Annotated in this window: 17 protein-coding genes and 1 tRNA gene; 16 read left to right on the top strand and 2 right to left on the bottom strand. The window is 45.7% G+C overall.

Translation table 11 applies throughout. The features are described from left to right. The first annotated feature begins 36 nt into the window (after window positions 1-36). Window positions 37-1,632, top strand: coding sequence for an ABC-F family ATP-binding cassette domain-containing protein (locus tag BQ5375_RS09355; RefSeq protein WP_076917759.1), 1,596 nt, complete (start codon window positions 37-39; stop codon window positions 1,630-1,632). An 81-nt stretch (window positions 1,633-1,713) separates the two neighbouring features. On the opposite strand, the gene BQ5375_RS09360 is transcribed toward BQ5375_RS09355, so the two are convergent. Then, entirely contained in the window at window positions 1,714-2,343 is a 630-nt protein-coding gene (locus tag BQ5375_RS09360; protein WP_022132032.1) for a sugar O-acetyltransferase, read from the bottom strand. Between the two features lie 74 nt (window positions 2,344-2,417). After that, window positions 2,418-2,493 (bottom strand) — tRNA-Thr (locus BQ5375_RS09365). Window positions 2,494-2,720: 227 nt separating this feature from the next. On the opposite strand from BQ5375_RS09365, the gene BQ5375_RS09370 reads away from it, so the two are divergent. The 15 genes from BQ5375_RS09370 (at window position 2,721) to hcp (ending at window position 19,875) form a co-directional block, all read left to right on the top strand. Continuing rightward, a complete protein-coding gene (locus BQ5375_RS09370; protein WP_083687577.1) occupies window positions 2,721-3,428 on the top strand; it encodes an MgtC/SapB family protein in 708 nt (235 codons plus the stop codon). A gap of 336 nt (window positions 3,429-3,764) precedes the next feature. Then, a complete protein-coding gene (locus BQ5375_RS09375) occupies window positions 3,765-4,271 on the top strand; it encodes a ribosome maturation factor RimP (RefSeq protein WP_022132034.1) in 507 nt (168 codons plus the stop codon). Between the two features lie 56 nt (window positions 4,272-4,327). After that, window positions 4,328-5,470, top strand: a complete 1,143-nt coding sequence (gene nusA, locus BQ5375_RS09380) for a transcription termination factor NusA (RefSeq protein ID WP_076918135.1) — start codon at window positions 4,328-4,330, stop codon at window positions 5,468-5,470. A 42-nt stretch (window positions 5,471-5,512) separates the two neighbouring features. Next, the gene (rnpM, locus tag BQ5375_RS09385) at window positions 5,513-5,797 is read left to right on the top strand and encodes an RNase P modulator RnpM (RefSeq protein WP_022132036.1); all 285 of its coding nucleotides are present in this window, start codon (window positions 5,513-5,515) and stop codon (window positions 5,795-5,797) included. Between the two features lie 27 nt (window positions 5,798-5,824). Then, window positions 5,825-6,133, top strand: coding sequence for a L7Ae/L30e/S12e/Gadd45 family ribosomal protein (locus BQ5375_RS09390; RefSeq protein ID WP_022132037.1), 309 nt, complete (start codon window positions 5,825-5,827; stop codon window positions 6,131-6,133). Between the two features lie 68 nt (window positions 6,134-6,201). Then, a complete protein-coding gene (gene infB, locus BQ5375_RS09395; protein ID WP_076917760.1) occupies window positions 6,202-9,099 on the top strand; it encodes a translation initiation factor IF-2 in 2,898 nt (965 codons plus the stop codon). 789 nt (window positions 9,100-9,888) lie between these two features. Next, entirely contained in the window at window positions 9,889-10,254 is a 366-nt protein-coding gene (gene rbfA, locus BQ5375_RS09400) for a 30S ribosome-binding factor RbfA (RefSeq protein ID WP_022132562.1), read from the top strand. A gap of 31 nt (window positions 10,255-10,285) precedes the next feature. After that, entirely contained in the window at window positions 10,286-11,263 is a 978-nt protein-coding gene (locus BQ5375_RS09405) for a DHH family phosphoesterase (RefSeq protein ID WP_076918136.1), read from the top strand. Between the two features lie 14 nt (window positions 11,264-11,277). After that, entirely contained in the window at window positions 11,278-12,192 is a 915-nt protein-coding gene (truB, locus tag BQ5375_RS09410; protein WP_022131442.1) for a tRNA pseudouridine(55) synthase TruB, read from the top strand. 241 nt (window positions 12,193-12,433) lie between these two features. After that, window positions 12,434-13,393 carry a bifunctional riboflavin kinase/FAD synthetase gene (locus BQ5375_RS09415; RefSeq protein WP_076917762.1) on the top strand — a complete coding sequence of 320 codons (960 nt, stop codon included), beginning with the start codon at window positions 12,434-12,436 and terminating at the stop codon, window positions 13,391-13,393. 820 nt (window positions 13,394-14,213) lie between these two features. Continuing rightward, a complete protein-coding gene (rpsO, locus tag BQ5375_RS09420; RefSeq protein WP_022116398.1) occupies window positions 14,214-14,480 on the top strand; it encodes a 30S ribosomal protein S15 in 267 nt (88 codons plus the stop codon). Between the two features lie 201 nt (window positions 14,481-14,681). Next, window positions 14,682-16,799 carry a polyribonucleotide nucleotidyltransferase gene (locus BQ5375_RS09425; protein ID WP_076917763.1) on the top strand — a complete coding sequence of 706 codons (2,118 nt, stop codon included), beginning with the start codon at window positions 14,682-14,684 and terminating at the stop codon, window positions 16,797-16,799. Between the two features lie 210 nt (window positions 16,800-17,009). Further along, window positions 17,010-17,702, top strand: coding sequence for an SGNH/GDSL hydrolase family protein (locus BQ5375_RS09430; RefSeq protein ID WP_022132194.1), 693 nt, complete (start codon window positions 17,010-17,012; stop codon window positions 17,700-17,702). Window positions 17,703-17,857: 155 nt separating this feature from the next. Next, entirely contained in the window at window positions 17,858-18,220 is a 363-nt protein-coding gene (locus BQ5375_RS09435; protein WP_022132193.1) for a cupin domain-containing protein, read from the top strand. An 11-nt stretch (window positions 18,221-18,231) separates the two neighbouring features. Next, a complete protein-coding gene (hcp, locus tag BQ5375_RS09440) occupies window positions 18,232-19,875 on the top strand; it encodes a hydroxylamine reductase (protein ID WP_076917764.1) in 1,644 nt (547 codons plus the stop codon). Window positions 19,876-19,919 lie beyond the last annotated feature (44 nt).

The following is a 19,919-nucleotide window of genomic DNA, read 5'->3' on the forward strand; positions in this document are numbered from 1 at the left end:
ATACTCATAGCGACTAATTAGGAATGGAGAATCAGTATGATTACAGTTAACAACGTCAGTCTGGATTTTAGCGGTCAGAAGCTGTTTTCCGACGTTAATCTTTTGTTTAATGCCGGCAACTGCTACGGCGTCATCGGCGCAAACGGCGCTGGAAAATCCACCTTTTTAAAGATCCTTTCCGGCGAGCTGGAACCAACTACCGGTTCTGTGGAAATTCCGGACGGAGAGCGCATGTCGGTGCTCAAACAGGATCACTTTGCTTATGACAGCTTTTCGGTACTGGATACCATTATCCAGGGCAATCCACGCCTGTATGAAATCATGCAGCAGAAGGATGCTTTATATAATAAGGAAGAATTCACCGAAGAGGATGGCGAACTTGCCGCAGCACTCGAGGCAGAATTCGCAGAATTAAACGGCTGGGAGATCGAAACCGAGATCAGCAAGCTGTTAAAAGGTCTTGGCCTTGACCAGAACCTGCTGTATGAACAGATGAGCGCACTTGGCGACAAGGAAAAGGTTAAAATCCTGCTGGCTCAGGCATTGTTTGGTCAGCCGGAAATCATTCTCCTCGACGAGCCTACCAACCATCTGGACCTTGCTTCCATCAACTGGCTGGAAGAATTTTTGATGGATTATGTGGGAACCGTTATCATCGTATCCCATGACCGTCACTTCCTCAATAATGTCTGCACCCACATCGTGGATATCGACTACAACAAGATCAAGATGTATGTTGGTAACTATGACTTCTGGTATGAGTCCAGCCGACTGATGCAGCGCATGATTGCTGACCAGAAACGCAAGGCGGACGAAAAGATCAAAGAACTGCAGAACTTTATCGCGCGCTTTGCTGCAAACAAATCCAAATCCAAACAGGCAACCTCCAGAAGAAAGCTTATCGATAAGCTGACCGTTGAGGAACTGCCTGCTTCTTCCAGAAAATATCCATATGTCGGCTTTACCATGGATCGTGAAATCGGTAAGGACGTTCTGACCGTAGACCGCATCAGCAAGACAATTGACGGTGTAAAGGTACTCAACGACATCTCCTTCACCGTTGCAAAGGGCGACAAGATCGCATTCATCGGAGAAAACGAGATTGCACAGACTGCCATGATGCAGATTCTGGCAGAGGAGATCCAGCCGGACGAAGGCTCGATCAAGTGGGGTGTAAGCACCTCCCGTTCTTACTTCCCGAAGGATAACTCGGAATACTTTAATGGCTGTGAGCTCAACATTCTTCAGTGGCTGTCCCAGTATTCTAAGGATATCACCGAAACCTATCTGCGCGGATTCTTGGGAAGAATGCTCTTCTCTGGCGATGATGTGTACAAGCCAGTACAGGTTCTTTCCGGTGGTGAGAAGGTTCGCTGTATGCTTTCGAGAATGATGCTGTTTGGTTCCAACGTTCTGATTCTGGACCAGCCGACCAACCACCTTGACCTCGAATCCATCACCGCTGTCAACAATGGACTGATGGACTTTAAGTCCAACGTTTTCTTTACTTCTCATGACCACGAGTTTGTACAGACTGTTGCAAACCGTATCATCGAAATCACCCCAGACGGTATCATTGACCGCCGCTGCACCTTTGACGAATATCTGGAATGGAAAGCTGCGAACAAATAGTTTTCAAAAAGAATATTTAAAAACAACAAATCCCTCATGAGCTTACAAACTCATGAGGGATTTGTTTATCTTATGTGTTTTTTATTCTTCCAAATCTTTTTGCAGATGAGCAAAGTCAATACGTCTTTGCTTAAAATAAAATTCCTTGTCCCGCTCACCAACAGGGCGCAGCACACGACATGGATTTCCCACAGCAACAACATTGGAAGGAATATCCTTTGTTACAACACTGCCAGCGCCGATGACCACATTGTCTCCAATCTGTACCCCAGGAAGGATGATTGCACCGGCACCAATCCAGCAATTTTTGCCGATGGAAACCGGCATGTTGTACTGATAGCCTTTTTCCCGCAGGGAAGGGAGGATGGGGTGCCCTGCCGTAGCGACGATAACTCCAGGTCCAAACATAGTGTTGTCTCCAACATAGATGTGGGTGTCGTCCACCAAAGTCAGATTGAAGTTTGCATAGACATTTTTCCCGAAATGGACATGGGCACCACCGAAATTTGTATGTAGCGGCGGTTCGATATAGCATCCTTCGCCGATTTCAGCAAACATTTTTTGAAGCATCTTTTCCCGCTTTTCAAGTTCGGTTGGTCTGGTCATATTAAAATCATACAAGAGATTTAGACACGCAAGCTGTTCTTTCATAATCTCCTCATCTCCAGGAAGATAAAGCTCCCCGGTGTGCATCCGTTCTTTCATGCTCATTGTTTTGCCTCCCGATGATTCCCGTATTTTTGAATAAAAAAACGCAGCTGAGTTTGTGTCTCAGCTGCGCCTTTTGGGGCTAGAGATGGGAATCGAACCCACGACCTGCTGATTACGAATCAGCTGCTCTACCGACTGAGCCACTCTAGCAAAGATTTTAAAAAAATCCTAAACTATTATACCGCATAATAAAGATGAGGTCAAGAGAAATGGAAAAATTTCTTTTTGCTGAGCTTTTTCTTCTTCGCAAAAAGTTGACATTCGTTATGGATTATGTTATATTAATGGGCATATTTAATTTGATGTTATTTTTAACATTTTGTTGTATGATTTCATAAATATTATTGTACAAATTTATGAAATAAAGGAGAGAGAACATGATGAAGGAAATTATCGAACTGATGCAGTCTCAGCTGTTTATTCAGATGGAGCTTTTATTCCGCATTATTGTAGCGGGTATCTGTGGAGCGTTCATCGGTCTGGAGCGAAAAAATCGACTGAAAAATGCCGGATTAAAAACACACCTTCTGGTTGCACTGACCAGTGCATTGATGGTCGTAATTTCGAAATACGGATTTTTTGATGTCATTACTCAGGGACTTTCGGTGGATGCTTCGCGTGTTGCCGCAAGCGTTGCCAGTGGAGTCGGCTTCCTTGGAGCAGGACTGATTCTTGCCGGCAAACATGAGATTATGGGTGTGACCACAGCTGCCGGAATCTGGGCTACGGTCGGAGTCGGAATGGCATTGGGAGCCGGAATGTACTTTTTAGGAATCAGCTCGACACTTGTGATTTTATTTTCCCAGTTCCTTCTTCATCAGAAGTTTATCGTTTCCAATGAATATTTTGGTGAGCGCGTTACCGTGACACTGCTTCCGGCAGAAGATGCTTTGGAGCGCTTCCAGACAATGCTTTCCCAAAACAAATTTGAAATGTCGGATATTAAGGTAAAATCCACCGGTACAGAAGCAATGGAAGTTCGCTTTGTTGTCCGGATCAGGGGATTGCACCAGATTGGTCCACTCAGTGACCTTTTGAAAAAGGACAGTCAGGTGCAGAGCTTTTCCATCAGCAAACTGGTGTAGCTGATAAGTTTTCAAGACATTCAAATGAGCTGTCTGCTTATTTTGTTTTGGGTAAACGGAAAAGGCGTCGGCAGGACAGAACATTTTCCCTGAAAAAGTCATCTTTCGCAAAGTTTTATGGCAAGAAAGGGTTTGGGGGGCTTGCAAAAGTTTCGAAAGTATGGTAAATTAAAGAGGAAAGGCGGGAGGACTTTCTGATTGGAAAGCTCTTTGCGCCAAGTAGTAGACTGTCGTAAGGAAAGAGTGGGGTTGCCCGCTCTTTTGTTTTGTTAGGACAAAGATTTTTTAGAACACAACAGATAAAACCTACACATCAGGAAAGGAAGGGAATCGTTTTTGGCTACATCGAAAAAACCAAACACCGTGGAGATTGTTACCCAGCTGGCACAGCCGGTAGTGGAAGAGATGGGACTGCAGCTTTGGGACGTCCGCTTTGAAAAGGAGGGCGCTTCCTGGTATCTGCGCCTGTTCATTGATAAGGAAGGCGGAGTCACCATCGATGACTGCGAAAATTTGAGCAGAACTTTTGATAAGATTCTTGACGAAGCTGATCCAATCAGCCAGTCCTACTATTTTGAGGTATCCTCCCCGGGAATTGGACGCGATCTGGTGCGCCCATGGCATTTTGAGCGGTATTTGGGGCAGGATGTAGAAGTAAAGATGATCCGTCCGATGCAGACAGCACAGGGAAAAACCGTGCGTGAGTTTGTCGGCACTCTCACAAAGTGTGACGAACAGAACGTATGGGTTACCCTGGAAGGCGAGGAACTTTCTTTTGCAAAAAAAGATGCGGCATATATCCGGTTGTATGAAGAGATCGACTGGAAAAATGCCAAGATTTAAGACAGGATATATTGGTTTTTGATAAGATTTAGGAGGCAGCAGACGTGGCAGCGAATATGAACGTAATCAATAATGAAGTTTTTGAAGCTCTGGCTTCTCTGGAAAAAGAAAAGGGCATCCCAATGTCCTACCTGATTGAAAAGATCAGCAACGCAATTGCAATTGCAATCAAACGTGATTTTGGCGGCAGCGAAAATACCATTGTTGAAATTGACCCAGCAAAGAACCGCTTTTATGTAGCAGTTCGCAAAAATGTTGTAGAAGAAGTGGAAGATCCGGAAACCGAGATCACCCTTGCAGATGCAACCAAATACAGCAAAGTGGCACACATCGGTGGCGTAGTTGAGATTCCACTGGAAACCAAACAGTTTGGCCGCATTGCAGCACAGTCTGCAAAACATGTTATCCGTCAGGCAATCAGCGAAGCAGAAAAAGGCCAGATTGCACAGAAATACATGGATAAGAAATATGAGATCATCTCGGTTCCAATCCTCAAAATTGATGAGGTTAAGGGCAATGCAACCGTTGAGATCGACAAGACCGAAGCAATCCTGCCAAAGAGCGAGCAGGTTCCAGGCGAAGAACTCCACGAGGGTCAGCGCGTTATGGTTTATGTTGTGGATGTTCTCACCGGCGGCAAAAATCCAAAACTCATGATTTCCCGCAGCCATCCAGGTCTGATCAAACGTCTGTTTGAGATGCACACTCCGGAAATCAAGGACGGTACTGTTGAAATCAAAGCAGTATCCCGTGAGGCAGGTTCCAGAACCAAGATCGCAGTATGGAGCAAGGATGAAAACGTTGATGCAGTCGGCGCATGCATCGGTCCAAAAGGAAGCCGTGTATCTGCTATCGTAGAAGAACTGGGCGGCGAGAAAATCGACGTTATCCGTTACAGTGAACAGCCAGAAGAACTGATTGCAGCAGCACTTTCTCCAGCAGAAGTTTCCAAGGTACTGGTTGACCCAACCGGAGCAAAAGCATGCAAAGCAATCGTTCCAGACAGCCAGCTCTCCCTTGCAATCGGAAACAAGGGTCAGAACGTTCGTCTGGCAGCAAGACTCACCGGCTGGAAGATCGATATCGGTCCAGAAAGCCAGGCAGAGCAGATCATCGAAGAGATGGAAACCCTGCGCAGAGAAACACAGGAACAGATTGACAAAGCTGTGGAAGATCTGTTTGCAGACGAGGAATTTTAAGGAAAATACAGCAGTTGATAAGCGATAAAGGAGGCAGACACAATGCCAACACCGGCAAAAAAAGTTCCGGTCCGCATGTGCACCGGATGCCGTGAACATAAGCCGAAAAAAGAGCTGATCCGTGTGGTTCGTTCTCCAGAAGGGGAAATCAGCATCGACTTTACCGGAAAAAAATCCGGACGGGGCGCTTATCTGTGCGCAAACGAACAGTGCCTTGCAAAAGCGCGTAAAACAAAGCAGCTGGAACGGGCACTGGAAACCGCAATCCCTGACGAAGTTTATGAAAAGCTGGAACACCAGCTTGCGCAGGGAAGCGAGTCTGTATAGGGAAAACCAGAGGAAAGGAGACAGTTTATGCAGAAGCAGGAACTTTCCACTTTGTCACTGGCACTCAGAGCAGGCAAACTGATTCTGGGGTTTGACAAGGTGGTCGAGGAGATCAAAAACAAAAACGCAAAAGGTGTGTTCTACACCGAGGATCTCTCGGAAAAAAGCCGCAAGGAACTTTGCTTTGTAGCGCAGCAGCATGGAATGCAGCCATATCAGCTTCGGGTGACGATGGAAGAGGTGTTCCATTTTTGTAAAAAGCGTTCCGGCGTAATTGCCCTTTCCGATGAGGGCTTTGCAAAAAAGCTTGTTGCCCTTGCAGAAAAAAGCATTTAACAACCGCATTTTTTGAATGAGAAATTTCTCATAAGAGGAAACCCTCAGCAAAGGAGGCAGATGTTTGCATGATAAATGATAAATATAAACTCAGCGATGTTGCAAAGGACCTGGGTGTTGACCAGAAAGAGATCATCGATCTTCTGGAAAAAAACTTTTCCGGTGAAAAAAAGCGCACAACCGCATTAACCGGTGAAGAACTGAACTTCATCTTTGAGACCTATACACAAAAGACAGAGCTGAAGAGTCTGGAAAGCTATTATCTTTATAAGGAGCAATCAGGATCAGCACCTGCTGAGGCAGCAAAAGAAACCAAGGCTGCAAAAGCTCCGAAGGAACCAAAGGCTCCAAAACAGCCAAAGCAGGAAAAAACTGCTGAAAAGAATCCGCAGGAAACAAAGGCAGAACAGCCAAAACCAGAAGAAAAACCAGCTGCGGCAGTACAGGAGCCGCCAAAAGTTGTACAGGAAAAACCTTTGGCAGAGCCAAAACAGCCGGAGGTCAAAGAGCAGACACCGCCGGTTGAGGCAGACAATGAGAGGGAGAAGCAGGATATGAACGATACACCAAAGCACAATCAGGGCGCAGGACAGGCGCCTCGCAATAATACCGACCGTCCAAAACGGGAACGCCCACAGGGAGATCGTCCACAGGGCGACAGACCACAGGGTAAATTCGGCGACAAACCACGTTTCAATGACAGAAACGGTGACAGACCACAGGGTAAATTCGGCGACAAGCCACGTTTCAATGACAGAAACGGCGACCGTCCACAGGGTGATAGATCACAGGGTGATCGCAAATATGGCGACAAACCACGTTTCAACGATAGAAATGGTGATCGTCCAAATGATCGTAAATTTGGCGACAAACCACAGGGAGACCGTCCGCAGAATGATCGTCCAAAACAGGCAAAACCTGCAAAACCGGCTCCAGCACCAGCACCTCGTCAGGCATCCGCAATCAATCCAGAACTGGACGAAAACGTAAACGGCAAGATGATCCGTCACGTTGATATGCGTGCTGCAAACGTTGATCTGGACAAATACAATGAACGCTATGAAAACATCGCACCAGAAAATCTGGCAAAACGCGATGACGGCGTAAAGAAACAGAAGATCGGCGGCAGAAATAACAAGAAGAAAAACTTCATGTCCAAAAAGGATAAAGAGATGGAAAAGATGCGCAAGCTGGAGATGGAGCGCGAGCGCCGTCAGAAGCTGCACATCACCCTGCCGGATGAAATTACCGTTGGCGATCTGGCTCTGAAACTGAAGATCCAGTCTGCTGAAATCATCAAACGTCTGATGATGCTCGGCGAGATGAAATCTGTTTCGGATGTCATCGACTACGATACTGCTGCACTGGTTGCAATGGAAATTGGTGCAAAGGTTGAAAAAGAGGTTGTTGTTACCATCGAAGAACGTCTGTTTGATGACAGCGAGGACGATGATGATAAGAAAGTAGAGCGCCCACCGGTTGTTGTTGTTATGGGTCACGTTGACCACGGTAAAACATCCATCCTGGACGCAATCCGTCATTCTGATGTTACCTCCACTGAGGCTGGCGGTATTACCCAGCATATCGGTGCATATCAGGTTATGGTAAACGATAAGCCAATTACCTTCCTGGATACTCCTGGACATGAGGCATTCACCTCGATGCGTGCCCGCGGTGCAGATATCACCGATATCGCAGTTCTGGTTGTAGCGGCTGACGACGGTATCATGCCACAGACTGTTGAGTCGATCAACCACGCAAAAGCAGCAGGTGTTTCCATTATCGTTGCAATCAACAAGATGGATAAACCAACTGCTGATCCGGAAAAAGTAAAACAGGAACTGACTGAATACGAACTGGTTCCAGAAGAATGGGGCGGCGATGTTATCTGCGTTCCGGTTTCTGCTAAGACCAAGATGGGTATTCAGGACCTTCTGGAAAACATCCAGCTGGTAGCAGAAGTAAAAGAACTCAAAGCAAACCCAGACCGTATGGCAAAAGGTACTGTTATTGAGGCAAAACTTGACAAAGGCCGTGGCCCTGTTGCAACCATTCTGGTTCAGAACGGTACCCTCAGAACCGGCGACAGCGTAATCGCTGGAACCGCAATTGGTCGTGTCCGTGTTATGACCAACTCCAAGGGCGAGCGTATCGATACCGCAGGTCCATCCACACCAGTCGAGATTACCGGTCTTGCAGAAGTTCCAGCAGCAGGTGACGAGTTCAATGCAGTTGAAGACGAAAGACTGGCAAGAGAACTGGTTGAAAAACGCCGTCAGGAAGCAAAAGAAAAAGAATTCAGCTCCTACCAGAAAGTTACTCTGGATAATCTGTTTGAACAGATCGAAGTTGGCGAGACCAAAGAGCTGCCATTGATCGTAAAAGCAGACGTACAGGGTTCTGTAGAAGCAGTAAAACAGTCTCTGGAAAAACTGAGCAACCCAGAGGTTCGCGTAAAAGTAATTCACGGTGCAGTAGGTGCAGTAAGCAAGTCCGACGTTATGCTCGCACAGGCTTGCGGCGCAATCATTGTTGGATTCAACGTTCGTCCAGACCCAATCGCAAGAGATATGGCAGAGAGCGAAGGCGTTGACATGAGAATGTATCGTGTCATCTACGACGCAATCGAAGAGATCTCTTCCGCTATGAAAGGTATGCTGGCACCTAAGACCCGTGAGGTTGAGCTGGGCCGTGCAGAGGTTCGTGAAGTATTCAAGATCACCGGTGTCGGCACCGTTGCAGGATGTTATGTTCTGGAAGGTAAGATCACCAGAAACGCAGAGATCCGCATTGTTCGTGACGGTATTATTATCGCTGACGAGCATCTGACCTCCCTCAAACGTTTCAAAGATGACGTCAAAGAGGTTGCAAGAGGTTACGAATGTGGTATGGGTATCGAGAAGTTCGGCGACCTGAAGGTTGGCGACATCTTCGAAGCATACATGATCGAAGAATATAGAGATTAGCAGGCTGAAACGGAGCGAAACTGAAGTTTTCGTCCACCTTTTACAAAAGGTGGCGGTGTCCAGAGGCAGAGACTCTGGGCGCTCGTCGCAACGAGCGAAACTCCTTATCCGTGAAAGCGCATTTGCGGGTGAATTTTTCAATCCAAAATTGGGATTGAAAAAGAGGGGGCTTTTGCAAGAGAAAAGCCCCCTAGACAGACAAATGACACGCACTTGCCAGAAAAACTTCCCAGTGGGAGATTTTTCTGTTGTCTGTGCTGTTGATCAGAAAAATAATAACTTTTATTTTATTCTGTCGAAGCCTTCTTGCTCTAACGAGCGAATGTGTTAGCTTAAGCGTTGCCGCGTGCTGAAACTACAATTTCGCACCAAACCTAAACGCGATATTGTGTCCAGCTTCAAGCTGGTGCCGTCGAAAATCATCCACTGGATAATTTTTGAGGTCGCTCTCTGCTTGCAATCGGCTTTCGAGAACCTTTTCTCTTGCAGAAAAGGGGATTGAAAACAAGTTTTCAATCAGGAGTTTGCTCTTTTTGCCCATAAAGGATTGGGCAAAATTGCCTGCGGCAACCGAGCAAAGCTCCTTTCCAACTCCAGAAAATGTCGCTCACTGTGGTGAGCGACCAGAGTTTCACTCTGGACTGGACGATTTTTTGAAAAAAATTGAGTAAAACTTTTATTTTTGCTCAACTAAACTTTTGTTAATTTATATCCCAAAATCATAATGAGGACTGAACAAATGTTTCAGCCCTCATTTGCAATACGACTAAAACAGAAAGGAGAATTTCCATGGGCTTTCGTGTAGGAAGAACCAGTGAGGACTTGAAAAGGGAATTGACCGACATTATCCGTCATGTCAAGGACCCAAGAGTTTCCTCTATCCTCACCATTATTAAGGTAGAACTTTCCAACGATCTTTCTCATTGCAAGGTTTATATCAGCTCGCTGGAAGGAATGGATAAAGCAAAGGAAGCAGTTAAGGGACTCAACAATGCAAACGGCTTTATCAAACATGAGGTAAATTCCCGCATCAAAATGCGCCGCATTCCAGATTTCCATTTTATTGCGGATGATTCTACCGAATACAGCGCAGATATTGCGCGTATCCTCAACAGCCTTGATATCAAAAAGGACGAGGAAGAAGTCGAAGAATAGAAGTGAGAAAGGAAGAGACATCGTGTCCCAAATGATTTGCTTGGAACAGGCAGCCAAATTTTTGTCTGACGCGCAGGATATTTTAATTTTGACCCATAAAAGTCCCGATGGAGATACCATCGGCAGCGCTTTTGCGCTGATGCATGCTCTGCACAGACTTGGAAAACGCGCGGATGTTCTATGTCAGGACCCGATTGCTCCATACTATTCCTATCTTTTTGAAAACGGAAAATACGATACAACGCTGGAAAATCTGCCGTTCGAGCCAAAGACTCTGGTTTCGGTTGATGTGGCTGATCAAAAGCTTTTGGGGGAGAAATTGTCCCAATATGCAGATCGAATTGATCTGAGTGTGGATCACCACGCCTCCAATACCGGCTATGCAAAACAATTGCTGCTCCGTTCAGATGCAGCCGCAAACTGTGAGCTGATGCTCGATTTGATTGAGGCAATGGGAGTAAAGCTGGATCAGCAGATTGTGGACAGCCTGTATACTGGAATCGTGACCGATACCGGATGTTTTCGCTATCCTTCCACCACCGTGCAGACCCATATTGCCGCTCAGAAACTTCTGCTTGCAGGAGCGCAGATGCGCCTGATCCACCGACTGATGCTGGAAAGCACCAGTCGGGGAAAGGTGCAGTTGATTTGTGATGCACTGCACAGCCTTCGTTACGAGCTGGATGGAAAATGTGCGGTAATCAGCCTGATGCGGGACCGAATTAATGAGCTTCAGGTTACGGATGATGAGCTGGAAGGACTTTCTTCGCTCCCAAGATCTATCGAAGGCGTGCAGGTTGGAGTGACTCTTCGTCAGTTTAAAAGCTATCAAGGATATAAGATTTCGGTCAGAACCGATACAACAGTCGATGCCTGTGCAATCTGTAAACGTCTGGGTGGCGGAGGACATGCCGGAGCTGCCGGATGTACGATAGAAGGAAAAGATGTTACCTTGGAACAGGCATACCAGAAAATTCTGGAATCGGTTCGTGTGGAATTGTGTCAGTAAAAGGAGGAAATACTTTGGACGGAATTATTATCCTGGACAAACCGGAGGATTTTACCTCCTTTGATATGGTGGCAAAGATGCGCCGCCTGCTGGGTACCAGAAAGGTCGGCCATGCGGGAACTCTTGACCCAATGGCAACCGGTGTACTGCCGATTTTTGTGGGACGTGCAACCAAATGCTGCGATATCCTGCCAAATCAGAATAAACGATACACTGCGACCTTTCAGTTGGGTTATACGACCGATACCCTGGATGCAACTGGAAGGGTGCTGACCCGTACCGAAGTTTCGGCAACCAAAGAGGATGTTGAGAAAGCACTGGAATCTTTCCGCGGAGAGATCATGCAGCTGCCGCCAATGTACTCAGCAATTCAGATTAACGGAAAACGACTGTATGATCTGGCGCGTCAAGGCATCGAGATTGAGCGGGAGAAGCGTCCTGTTACCATCACGGAATTGAATCTGCTGAGCGCAGATGATACACAGCATATCTATCAAATCGATGTTGCCTGCTCGAAGGGAACCTATATCCGCACTCTTTGCGCTGATATTGGAGAAGCGTTAGGCTGCGGAGCAACCATGACCGCACTGCGTCGAACCGAAGCAGCTGGATTTTCCATTGCAGACAGCATCACGCTGGAAGAAGCGGAAAAACTTTCGGAAGAGGGAACACTTACCGAGCGTCTGCTTCCAATCCGTACCGTTTTCGAATCTTTGCCGGCGCTGCATCTGGCTGGCCGTCAGCAGACCCTTTTCCAGAATGGTGTCAAGCTGGATCTTGCCCGCCTTAACGAAATGAAAACCATGCAGGGATATACCGGTGATATTCGGGTAATGGGAGAAGATGATGTGTTTTTGGGCATCAGTGTTGCTGACTGGGAAAATGGAGAGCTCAAGATGAAGAAGCTGTTTTCCATTCTGGAAGGTTAGTGACAACAATTTTGTTTTTAAGGGATAAATGAAAAACAAAATTTGAAAACACAAAAAAATGATTCCGAAATCAAGAAACAAATAGAATTGATTATTATTGTACGATAAATACAAAAATAGTCATGGAATTGTTGATATAGTACAGTTTTGACACTTCGTTAAAATATAATCAAACAAACTGCCTTGCAAATGGACAAAAATCTGTCTATAATGTGTGATGAAGGAAATGGGGAAAGAGAGCTTGAAAGTTGTAAAAGATTTTATGCGGCCGGAATCCGGAAAACCGGCATCGGTTGCTCTGGGACTGTTTGACGGAATTCACATTGGTCATCGGGAAGTTTTGGGCAAGGCGCTGGAAAATAGTGAGCTTGCTCCCTGTGTATTTACATATACAATCTCTAACTCAATTCCTCAAATCAAAAAAAATTACATGAGTCTGACACCAGATGAGCAGAAGTGTGCGATTCTGGAGCGGATGGGCTTTGAATTGGTTGTCATGCCGGACTTTGAACGATTCAAAGACATGGAGCCGGAGGAGTTTGTTGAGAAGATGTTGATTGAAAAGATGGGCGCAAAAGAATTGAGCTGTGGTTATGACTTTACTTTTGGAAAAAAAGGAGCAGGAACGACCCAGCAGCTTCGTGAAATTGCCCAGAAACACGGAGTAAAACTGAACGTTTGTGACCCAATCAATCTGGATGGGGAACCGGTCAGCTCCACCCGTATTCGCCAGGCGATTCTGGAGGGAAAGATGGATCAGGCAAGCCGTATGCTGGGAAGACGTTTCTGTATCCGCCTGAAGGTGGAGCACGGCAACCAGATTGGACGTCTGATGGATTTTCCGACCATCAATCAGGTTTTCCCTCGCTATCATATTGTGCCAAAATATGGTGTTTACTCTACGGTAGTGAACATTGACGGCAAGCTGTACGGCGGTGTAACCAATGTTGGAGTAAAGCCTACGGTTGGTTCGGACGGTCCACTTGCAGAGACCTATATCATGGACTTTTCTGGAGATCTGTATGGAAAGATTGTGGAGGTTTACTTCTTCCGCTTTGTTCGTCCGGAACAGAAATTTTCGTCCATCGATCAGCTGAAAGCACAGATTGCTGCAGATAAAGACAATGTCATGAAAGATATTGCCAGCAACATCGAGCAGATGGTTTTCCGTGACGGCCATCCAGAAGACATTGCATTATAAAAAGTAGCCTGAGGACGAAAACAAAAGTTTTTGGTCTAGCTTTTTACAAAAAGCTCGCGGTTCCCAAAGGCAGAGCCTTTGGGCGCTCGTCGCAACGAGCGAAAACCTTATCGTCAGGCGCCTTTGCGGGTGAATTTTTCAATCCAAACCTTGGATTGAAAAAAGAGGGGGCTTTTGTAAGAGAAAAGCCCCCTTGAGAAACAAACGACACGCACTTTTTAGAAAAACCTCCCACTGGAAGGTTTTTCTGCTGTCTATGCTATTGCCTGAAAAAATTGATAAATTGTAAGCGAATTTAGTAATGTAAGCGATTGCCGCGTGTTAAAATTATTATTTCCAACCAAACCAGAGCACGAAACTGTGTCCAGCTTCAAGCTGGTGCCGTCAAAAATCATCCACTGGATAATTTTTGAGTATAGTTTGTACTTGCAATCGGCTTTCGAGAACTTTTTCACTTGCAAAAAGTTCTCGAGCTCTCAAAAATGCGCTTTCACGGATAAAGAGTTTCACACTCTGCGGAGTGCGCCAAGGGCTTTGCCCTTTGGAAACCCACCACCCTTTGGAAAAGGTGGACGAAAACTTTAATTTATTTTTTATATCACAAAAAATACGGGAAAAACTTTTCGTATTTTGGGAAAAACCCTGTTTACAAACCTAAAAGGGTATGATATACTAATTAGGTGAGCTGTGCAAGCTCAAACACATTGCCGTGGCCCAGTTTGGGGATACCGCCTTGTAGTTTCCGCAAAAGGACGAACAGGCATTTCACCAGCCCTAAACCCAGTCACAGGTGAAATATTATGAAGAGGTGAATGTAACCATGATGAGAAAAGAAGAAAAAACACAGGTAATCGAACAGAACAGACTGCACGACACCGACACAGGTTCCGCTGAAGTACAGATCGCAATTCTCACTAAGAGAATCAACGACCTGACCGAGCATTTCAAAGCTAACAAAAACGACCATCACTCCAGACGTGGTCTGCTGAAAATGGTAGGTCGTCGCCGCAACATGCTCAACTACCTGAAGAAAAAAGATATCAATCGTTACCGTGCAATCATCGAGAAACTGGGTCTGAGAAAGTAATTTCCTCAGATTGTCTGAAAAGGGCGGAGGTATCCGGAGCAATCCGCGGTACTTCTGCCTTTTATGTATGAACAAAAAGGGACGGTTGGGCAGAAAACCTATTTTTAGCATCAAATCGAGCAGCAAAACAGTTTGAGGCTGGATTTTTTGCTAAAAGGGTAATGTCCCGGCCGCCCGAGAATTTCAAAGGAGGCTGCAACTATGTTTGAAAATTTCAGAGTGTTTGAAACAGAGCTTGCCGGAAAGAAAATTTCCTTCGAAACCGGCAAAATGGCTTGTCTGGCAAACGGTTCCGTTCTGGTACGCTACGGCGATACCACCGTTATGGTAAACGTTACTGCTGCACCAAAACCACGTGAGGGCGTTGATTTCTTCCCTCTGTCGGTTGATTTTGAGGAAAAACTGTACGCAGTTGGTAAAATCCCAGGTTCCTTCATTAAACGTGAGAGCCGTCCATCCCAGAAAGCAATCCTGACTTCCCGTCTGGTAGACCGTCCAATCCGTCCTCTCTTCCCAAAAGATATGAGAAACGACGTTTCGGTTGTTATGACCGTTCTCTCGGTTGATCAGGATTACTCCCCAGAAGTTGCTGGTATGCTCGGTACTTCCTTTGCACTGTCCATTTCCGATATTCCATGGAATGGTCCAATCGGCGGTGTTCAGGTAGGTCTGGTTGATGATGAAATCATCATCTGCCCAAATGAAGAGCAGAGAAAGAAATCTGACCTTCAGCTGACCGTTGCAGGTACCCGCGAAAAGATCGTTATGATCGAAGCTGGTGCAAATCAGGTCAAAGAAGACACCATGCTGGAAGCAATTGCTAAAGCACACGAAGAAATCAAGAAGATTGCACAGTTCATCGCTGACGTACAGGCTGAAATCGGCAAACCAAAATTCAGCTTTGAATCTCAGGAAGTTGACCACGACATGTTCGAGGCAATCAAGGACTTCGCAATTGATAAAGTAAAATATGCACTGGATACCGACGACAAGAACATCCGTGAAGAGCGTCTGGCTCCAGTAATCGAAGAAATCCATGCAAAATTCGATGAGCAGTACCCAGAAGAGGGTGCAAAGATCGATGAATGCATCTATAAACTCCAGAAATTTGTTGTAAGAAGATGGCTGCTGGATGAAGGCAAACGTGTAGACGGCCGTGGCATCGATGAAATTCGTCCTCTGGCTTGTGAGGTAGGGCTCATTCCTCGTGTACATGGTTCTGCACTGTTCACCCGTGGACAGACTCAGGTTATGACCATCACAACCCTCGGTCCTGTTTCGGATGCTCAGATTCTGGATGGTATCGACAACGAAGATACCAAACGCTATATGCATCAGTACAACTTCCCATCCTACTCGGTTGGCGAAACCAAACCTTCCAGAGGTCCTGGCCGCCGCGAGATCGGTCATGGTGCGCTGGCAGAAAGAGCTCTGGAACCAGTAATTCCTCCAGTAGAAGAGTTCCCATACGCATACCGTCTGGTATCCGAAGTTCTTTCCTCCAACGGTTCTACCTCTCAGGCTTCCATCTGTGCTTCCACACTTTCTCTGATGGATGCAGGTGTTCCGATCAAAGCTCCTGTTGCAGGTATCTCCTGTGGTCTGATCACCGAAGGTGACCGCTGGATGACCATGGTTGACATTCAGGGTCTGGAAGACTTCTTCGGCGATATGGACTTTAAGGTTGGCGGTACCCACAAAGGTATCACCGCAATTCAGGTGGATATCAAGATCGATGGTCTGACACTGGACATCATCCGTGATGCATTTGAAAAGACCCGCAAGGCAAGAATCTACATTCTGGATGAAATCATGCTCAAACAGATCGACCGTCCACGTCCGGAAGTAAATGAATACGCTCCGAAGATGGTAAGCCTCCAGATTCCGGTTGACAAGATCCGTGAGGTTATCGGTTCCGGCGGTAAGGTAATCCAGAAGATCTGTGCAGAATGCGACGTTAAGATCGACATCGAGGAAAACGGTGATGTATTCGTTTCCGGCATTAAGAAGGAAAACGTAAATCGTGCAGTAAGCATGATCGAAACCATCGCTCGCGATCCAGAAGTTGGTGCATTCTATAAAGGCAGAGTTACCAAGCTGATGAACTTCGGTGCATTCGTTGAGATCGCTCCAGGTAAAGAAGGTCTGGTACACATCTCCAAGCTCGACACCAAACGTGTTGAGAAGGTAGAGGATGTTGTCAATGTTGACGATGAAATTCTGGTTAAAGTAACCGATATCGACAGCCAGGGCAGAATCAACCTCTCCAGAAAAGATGCGCTGATCGCAATGGAAAATAAACAGAAAAAAGAACAGTAATTGTTTTTAGGACAGGCAGACACCAAAGTGTCTGCCTGTTTTTTTATTAGCTTTTAATGGAATTCCAATATTTAAATAGCATGATTGGGGAAAATAGAAATAAAACACAAGGAAAGTTTTGAAAAAATGATAACGGATGATTTATTTTTCTGTCATGGATTTTATGATCCGAATATGGTATACTTTTAAAAACAGAGAAGGAGGGAAGCAATGTCGGTTTTATGTATTGGAGACAGCTTGACCCGCGGACAGGTAGGATATTCCTATCTGCCATTTTTGAAAACGCAAGCAAAATACAAAAATGCCGGTAAAAATGGCGATACGATTCTTTGTATGACCGATCGACTGAAAGAGATTCTGGAGGGAAAACAATCGATTGACATTGACACTGTCATTGTCGGAATCGGAACCAATGACCTGCTGCTTCCCTACCTGACAGGTATTTCACCGTTGTGGAAGATACAGATGAGCCATCGATGCAAAAAGATGCGCTGTGTTACAGAAGACGACGCATTTATTTTGGCATATCGCAGGGTCATGCAGATGATTTTCGACAGTAAAAAACGAGGAATTATCCTTGGAATTCCACTGATTCAGTTAAAAAATTTTCCAAATCAACAAGCAGAAAAACGAAACAAAGCGGTTAAAAAACTAGCGCAGGAGTATGGATTTTCTTTTCTGGATACCAACTGCCTTGGCAGGATGATTCTGGCAAATCCGCCAGTGTATTCCTGGAAGGGGCAGAACGTTTCCCATTTTGCTGACTCTGCCCTGATGGGTGTAATTCCGCAGGCAAAAGAAGTGTTTACATGTAAGCGAAACCTTGTGCTGACGGTGGATGGAGTACATTTTAGCCGGCGAATGGCAAAAACACTGGCAGCCTGTATCGATCGACTCTTATAAAAAAACAGCGTTCCTTTTTGGGAGCGCTGTTTTTGTTTTGTTGGAAATCCAACATACTTTTTAAAAAGAACAATGTATACTGAACGAGTAAATGATACAACTTATCAGAAAGAAATACAAAACACCAAAATACAAATAAAAATGGAGGAAACAAAATGGGACTGATTAAAAATATGGAACCAGAGCAGGTACTAAATCTTGCACAGCAGGTTGCAGTGCGTCCGGGAGAGATTGTCAGCAGAACTCTGGCACAGAATCGGCATGTCAGCCTGACGCTGTTTGCATTTGCAAAAGGGGAAGAGATCAGCACACATGAATCCAACGGCGACGCAATGGTTTTGGTATTGGAAGGAACCGGGAAATTTACAGTAGACGGACAGGAATATCTGGTTCACGCTGGGGAAACACTGATTATGCCGGCGAAAAAACCACACGCCGTATTTGGACAGGAAGAATTTAAGATGCTTTTGACTGTCGTTTTCCCATCAGAAAAACAGTTGGAAAAAGCAAGAGGATAAGGAGGAGACAAATGGATTATCAGATGTTTTGTTATCAGTGTCAGGAAACAGCAGGATGCAGCGGATGCACCAGAGCCGGTGTATGCGGAAAGACAGCAGATGTTGCTAATATGCAGGACCTTTTGGTCTATGTGACAAAAGGTTTGTCCGCAGTAACGACCCAGCTTCGCAGAGAAGGCAAGACAATCGAGCCTTCGGTCAATCATCGTGTGACCCTCAATCTGTTTATCACCATTACCAATGCAAACTTTGATAAAGAGATGATTACAAAGGCGATTGAAGAGACACTTCGTGTTAAGCAGGAACTCCTGAAACAGGTTGTCAATCAGACAAGGCTGCCGAAAGCAGCTCTTTGGGAAGGAACGGTTTCCCAGTTTGAACAGAAGGCAAAGGAAGTCGGTGTCCTTACAACCGAAAACGAGAATATCCGCAGCCTGCGGGAACTGATTACCTATGGTTTAAAGGGACTTTCCGCCTATACAAAGCATGCAAATGCTCTGTTAAAGGATAATGAGGAGATCGACAGCTTTATTCAGCGTGCTCTGGCATCGACACTGGATGACAGTTTATCCCTCAATGACCTGATTGCGCTGACCATGGAAACCGGAAAATACGGTGTAGAAGGTATGGCTCTTTTGGACCAGGCAAATACACAGGCTTACGGAAATCCAAGAATCAGCAAGGTAAAACTTGGTGTCAACAAAAATCCGGGTATTCTTGTTTCGGGTCATGACCTGAGAGATCTTGAAATGCTCTTGGAGCAGACCCAGGGTACCGGTGTGGATGTATACACCCATTCGGAGATGCTGCCAGCCCATTATTATCCGGCTTTCAAAAAGTACCCGAATTTTGTGGGTAATTACGGAAATGCATGGTGGAGACAGAAGGAAGAATTTGAATCGTTTGGTGGCCCGATTTTGATGACTACCAACTGCATTGTTCCGCCAAAGGACAGCTATAAAGATCGTTTGTATACAACCGGTGCAGCGGGTTATCCGGGATGCCGCCATATTGCCGGAAAAATTGGGGAAAAGAAGGACTTTTCTGAGATTATTGCAAAGGCAAAAACATGTCCTCCTCCAACCGAAATCGAAACAGGTGAGATTGTCGGCGGTTTTGCACACAATCAGGTGATAGAACTGGCGGACAAAATTGTGGATGCGGTAAAAGAAGGTGCAATCAAGAAATTTGTTGTTATGGCAGGCTGTGATGGTCGTGCTGTCAGCCGTAGCTATTACACTGACTTTGCCAAAGCACTTCCAAAAGATACTGTCATTCTGACCGCTGGTTGTGCAAAATATAGGTATAATAAACTGAATCTGGGAGAGATCGGCGGTATTCCGCGTGTACTGGATGCTGGTCAGTGCAACGATTCTTATTCTTTGGCAGTGATTGCGATGAAACTGAAAGAAGTGTTTGGTCTTGAGGACATCAATGACCTGCCGATCATCTATAATATTGCCTGGTATGAGCAGAAAGCGGTAATTGTACTGCTGGCACTCTTGTACCTTGGTGTGAAAAACATTCATCTTGGTCCAACCCTGCCTGCATTTTTAAGCCCGAATGTTGCAAAAGTTCTGGTGGATAATTTTGGAATTGCGGGTATCACAACGGTAGATCAGGATATAGAAATCTTTTTTGGTAAATCAAACTAACAAATAGCAAGACCCTCCGTTTCAAAAACGGAGGGTCTTGTGCT

The organism is Negativibacillus massiliensis, from assembly GCF_900148495.1.
GTDB classification, from domain to species: Bacteria; Bacillota; Clostridia; order Oscillospirales; family Ruminococcaceae; genus Negativibacillus; species Negativibacillus massiliensis.

Coding starts and splice junctions, on each gene's coding strand:
- BQ5375_RS09355 (WP_076917759.1), top strand. CDS start 37: ATGATTACAGTTAACAACGTCAGTCTGGATTTTAGCGGTCAGAAGCTG.
- BQ5375_RS09360 (WP_022132032.1), bottom strand. CDS start 2,343: ATGAGCATGAAAGAACGGATGCACACCGGGGAGCTTTATCTTCCTGGA.
- BQ5375_RS09370 (WP_083687577.1), top strand. CDS start 2,721: ATGATGAAGGAAATTATCGAACTGATGCAGTCTCAGCTGTTTATTCAG.
- nusA (WP_076918135.1), top strand. CDS start 4,328: ATGAACGTAATCAATAATGAAGTTTTTGAAGCTCTGGCTTCTCTGGAA.
- rnpM (WP_022132036.1), top strand. CDS start 5,513: ATGCCAACACCGGCAAAAAAAGTTCCGGTCCGCATGTGCACCGGATGC.
- BQ5375_RS09390 (WP_022132037.1), top strand. CDS start 5,825: ATGCAGAAGCAGGAACTTTCCACTTTGTCACTGGCACTCAGAGCAGGC.
- infB (WP_076917760.1), top strand. CDS start 6,202: ATGATAAATGATAAATATAAACTCAGCGATGTTGCAAAGGACCTGGGT.
- rbfA (WP_022132562.1), top strand. CDS start 9,889: ATGGGCTTTCGTGTAGGAAGAACCAGTGAGGACTTGAAAAGGGAATTG.
- BQ5375_RS09405 (WP_076918136.1), top strand. CDS start 10,286: ATGATTTGCTTGGAACAGGCAGCCAAATTTTTGTCTGACGCGCAGGAT.
- rpsO (WP_022116398.1), top strand. CDS start 14,214: ATGATGAGAAAAGAAGAAAAAACACAGGTAATCGAACAGAACAGACTG.
- BQ5375_RS09425 (WP_076917763.1), top strand. CDS start 14,682: ATGTTTGAAAATTTCAGAGTGTTTGAAACAGAGCTTGCCGGAAAGAAA.
- BQ5375_RS09430 (WP_022132194.1), top strand. CDS start 17,010: ATGTCGGTTTTATGTATTGGAGACAGCTTGACCCGCGGACAGGTAGGA.
- BQ5375_RS09435 (WP_022132193.1), top strand. CDS start 17,858: ATGGGACTGATTAAAAATATGGAACCAGAGCAGGTACTAAATCTTGCA.
- hcp (WP_076917764.1), top strand. CDS start 18,232: ATGGATTATCAGATGTTTTGTTATCAGTGTCAGGAAACAGCAGGATGC.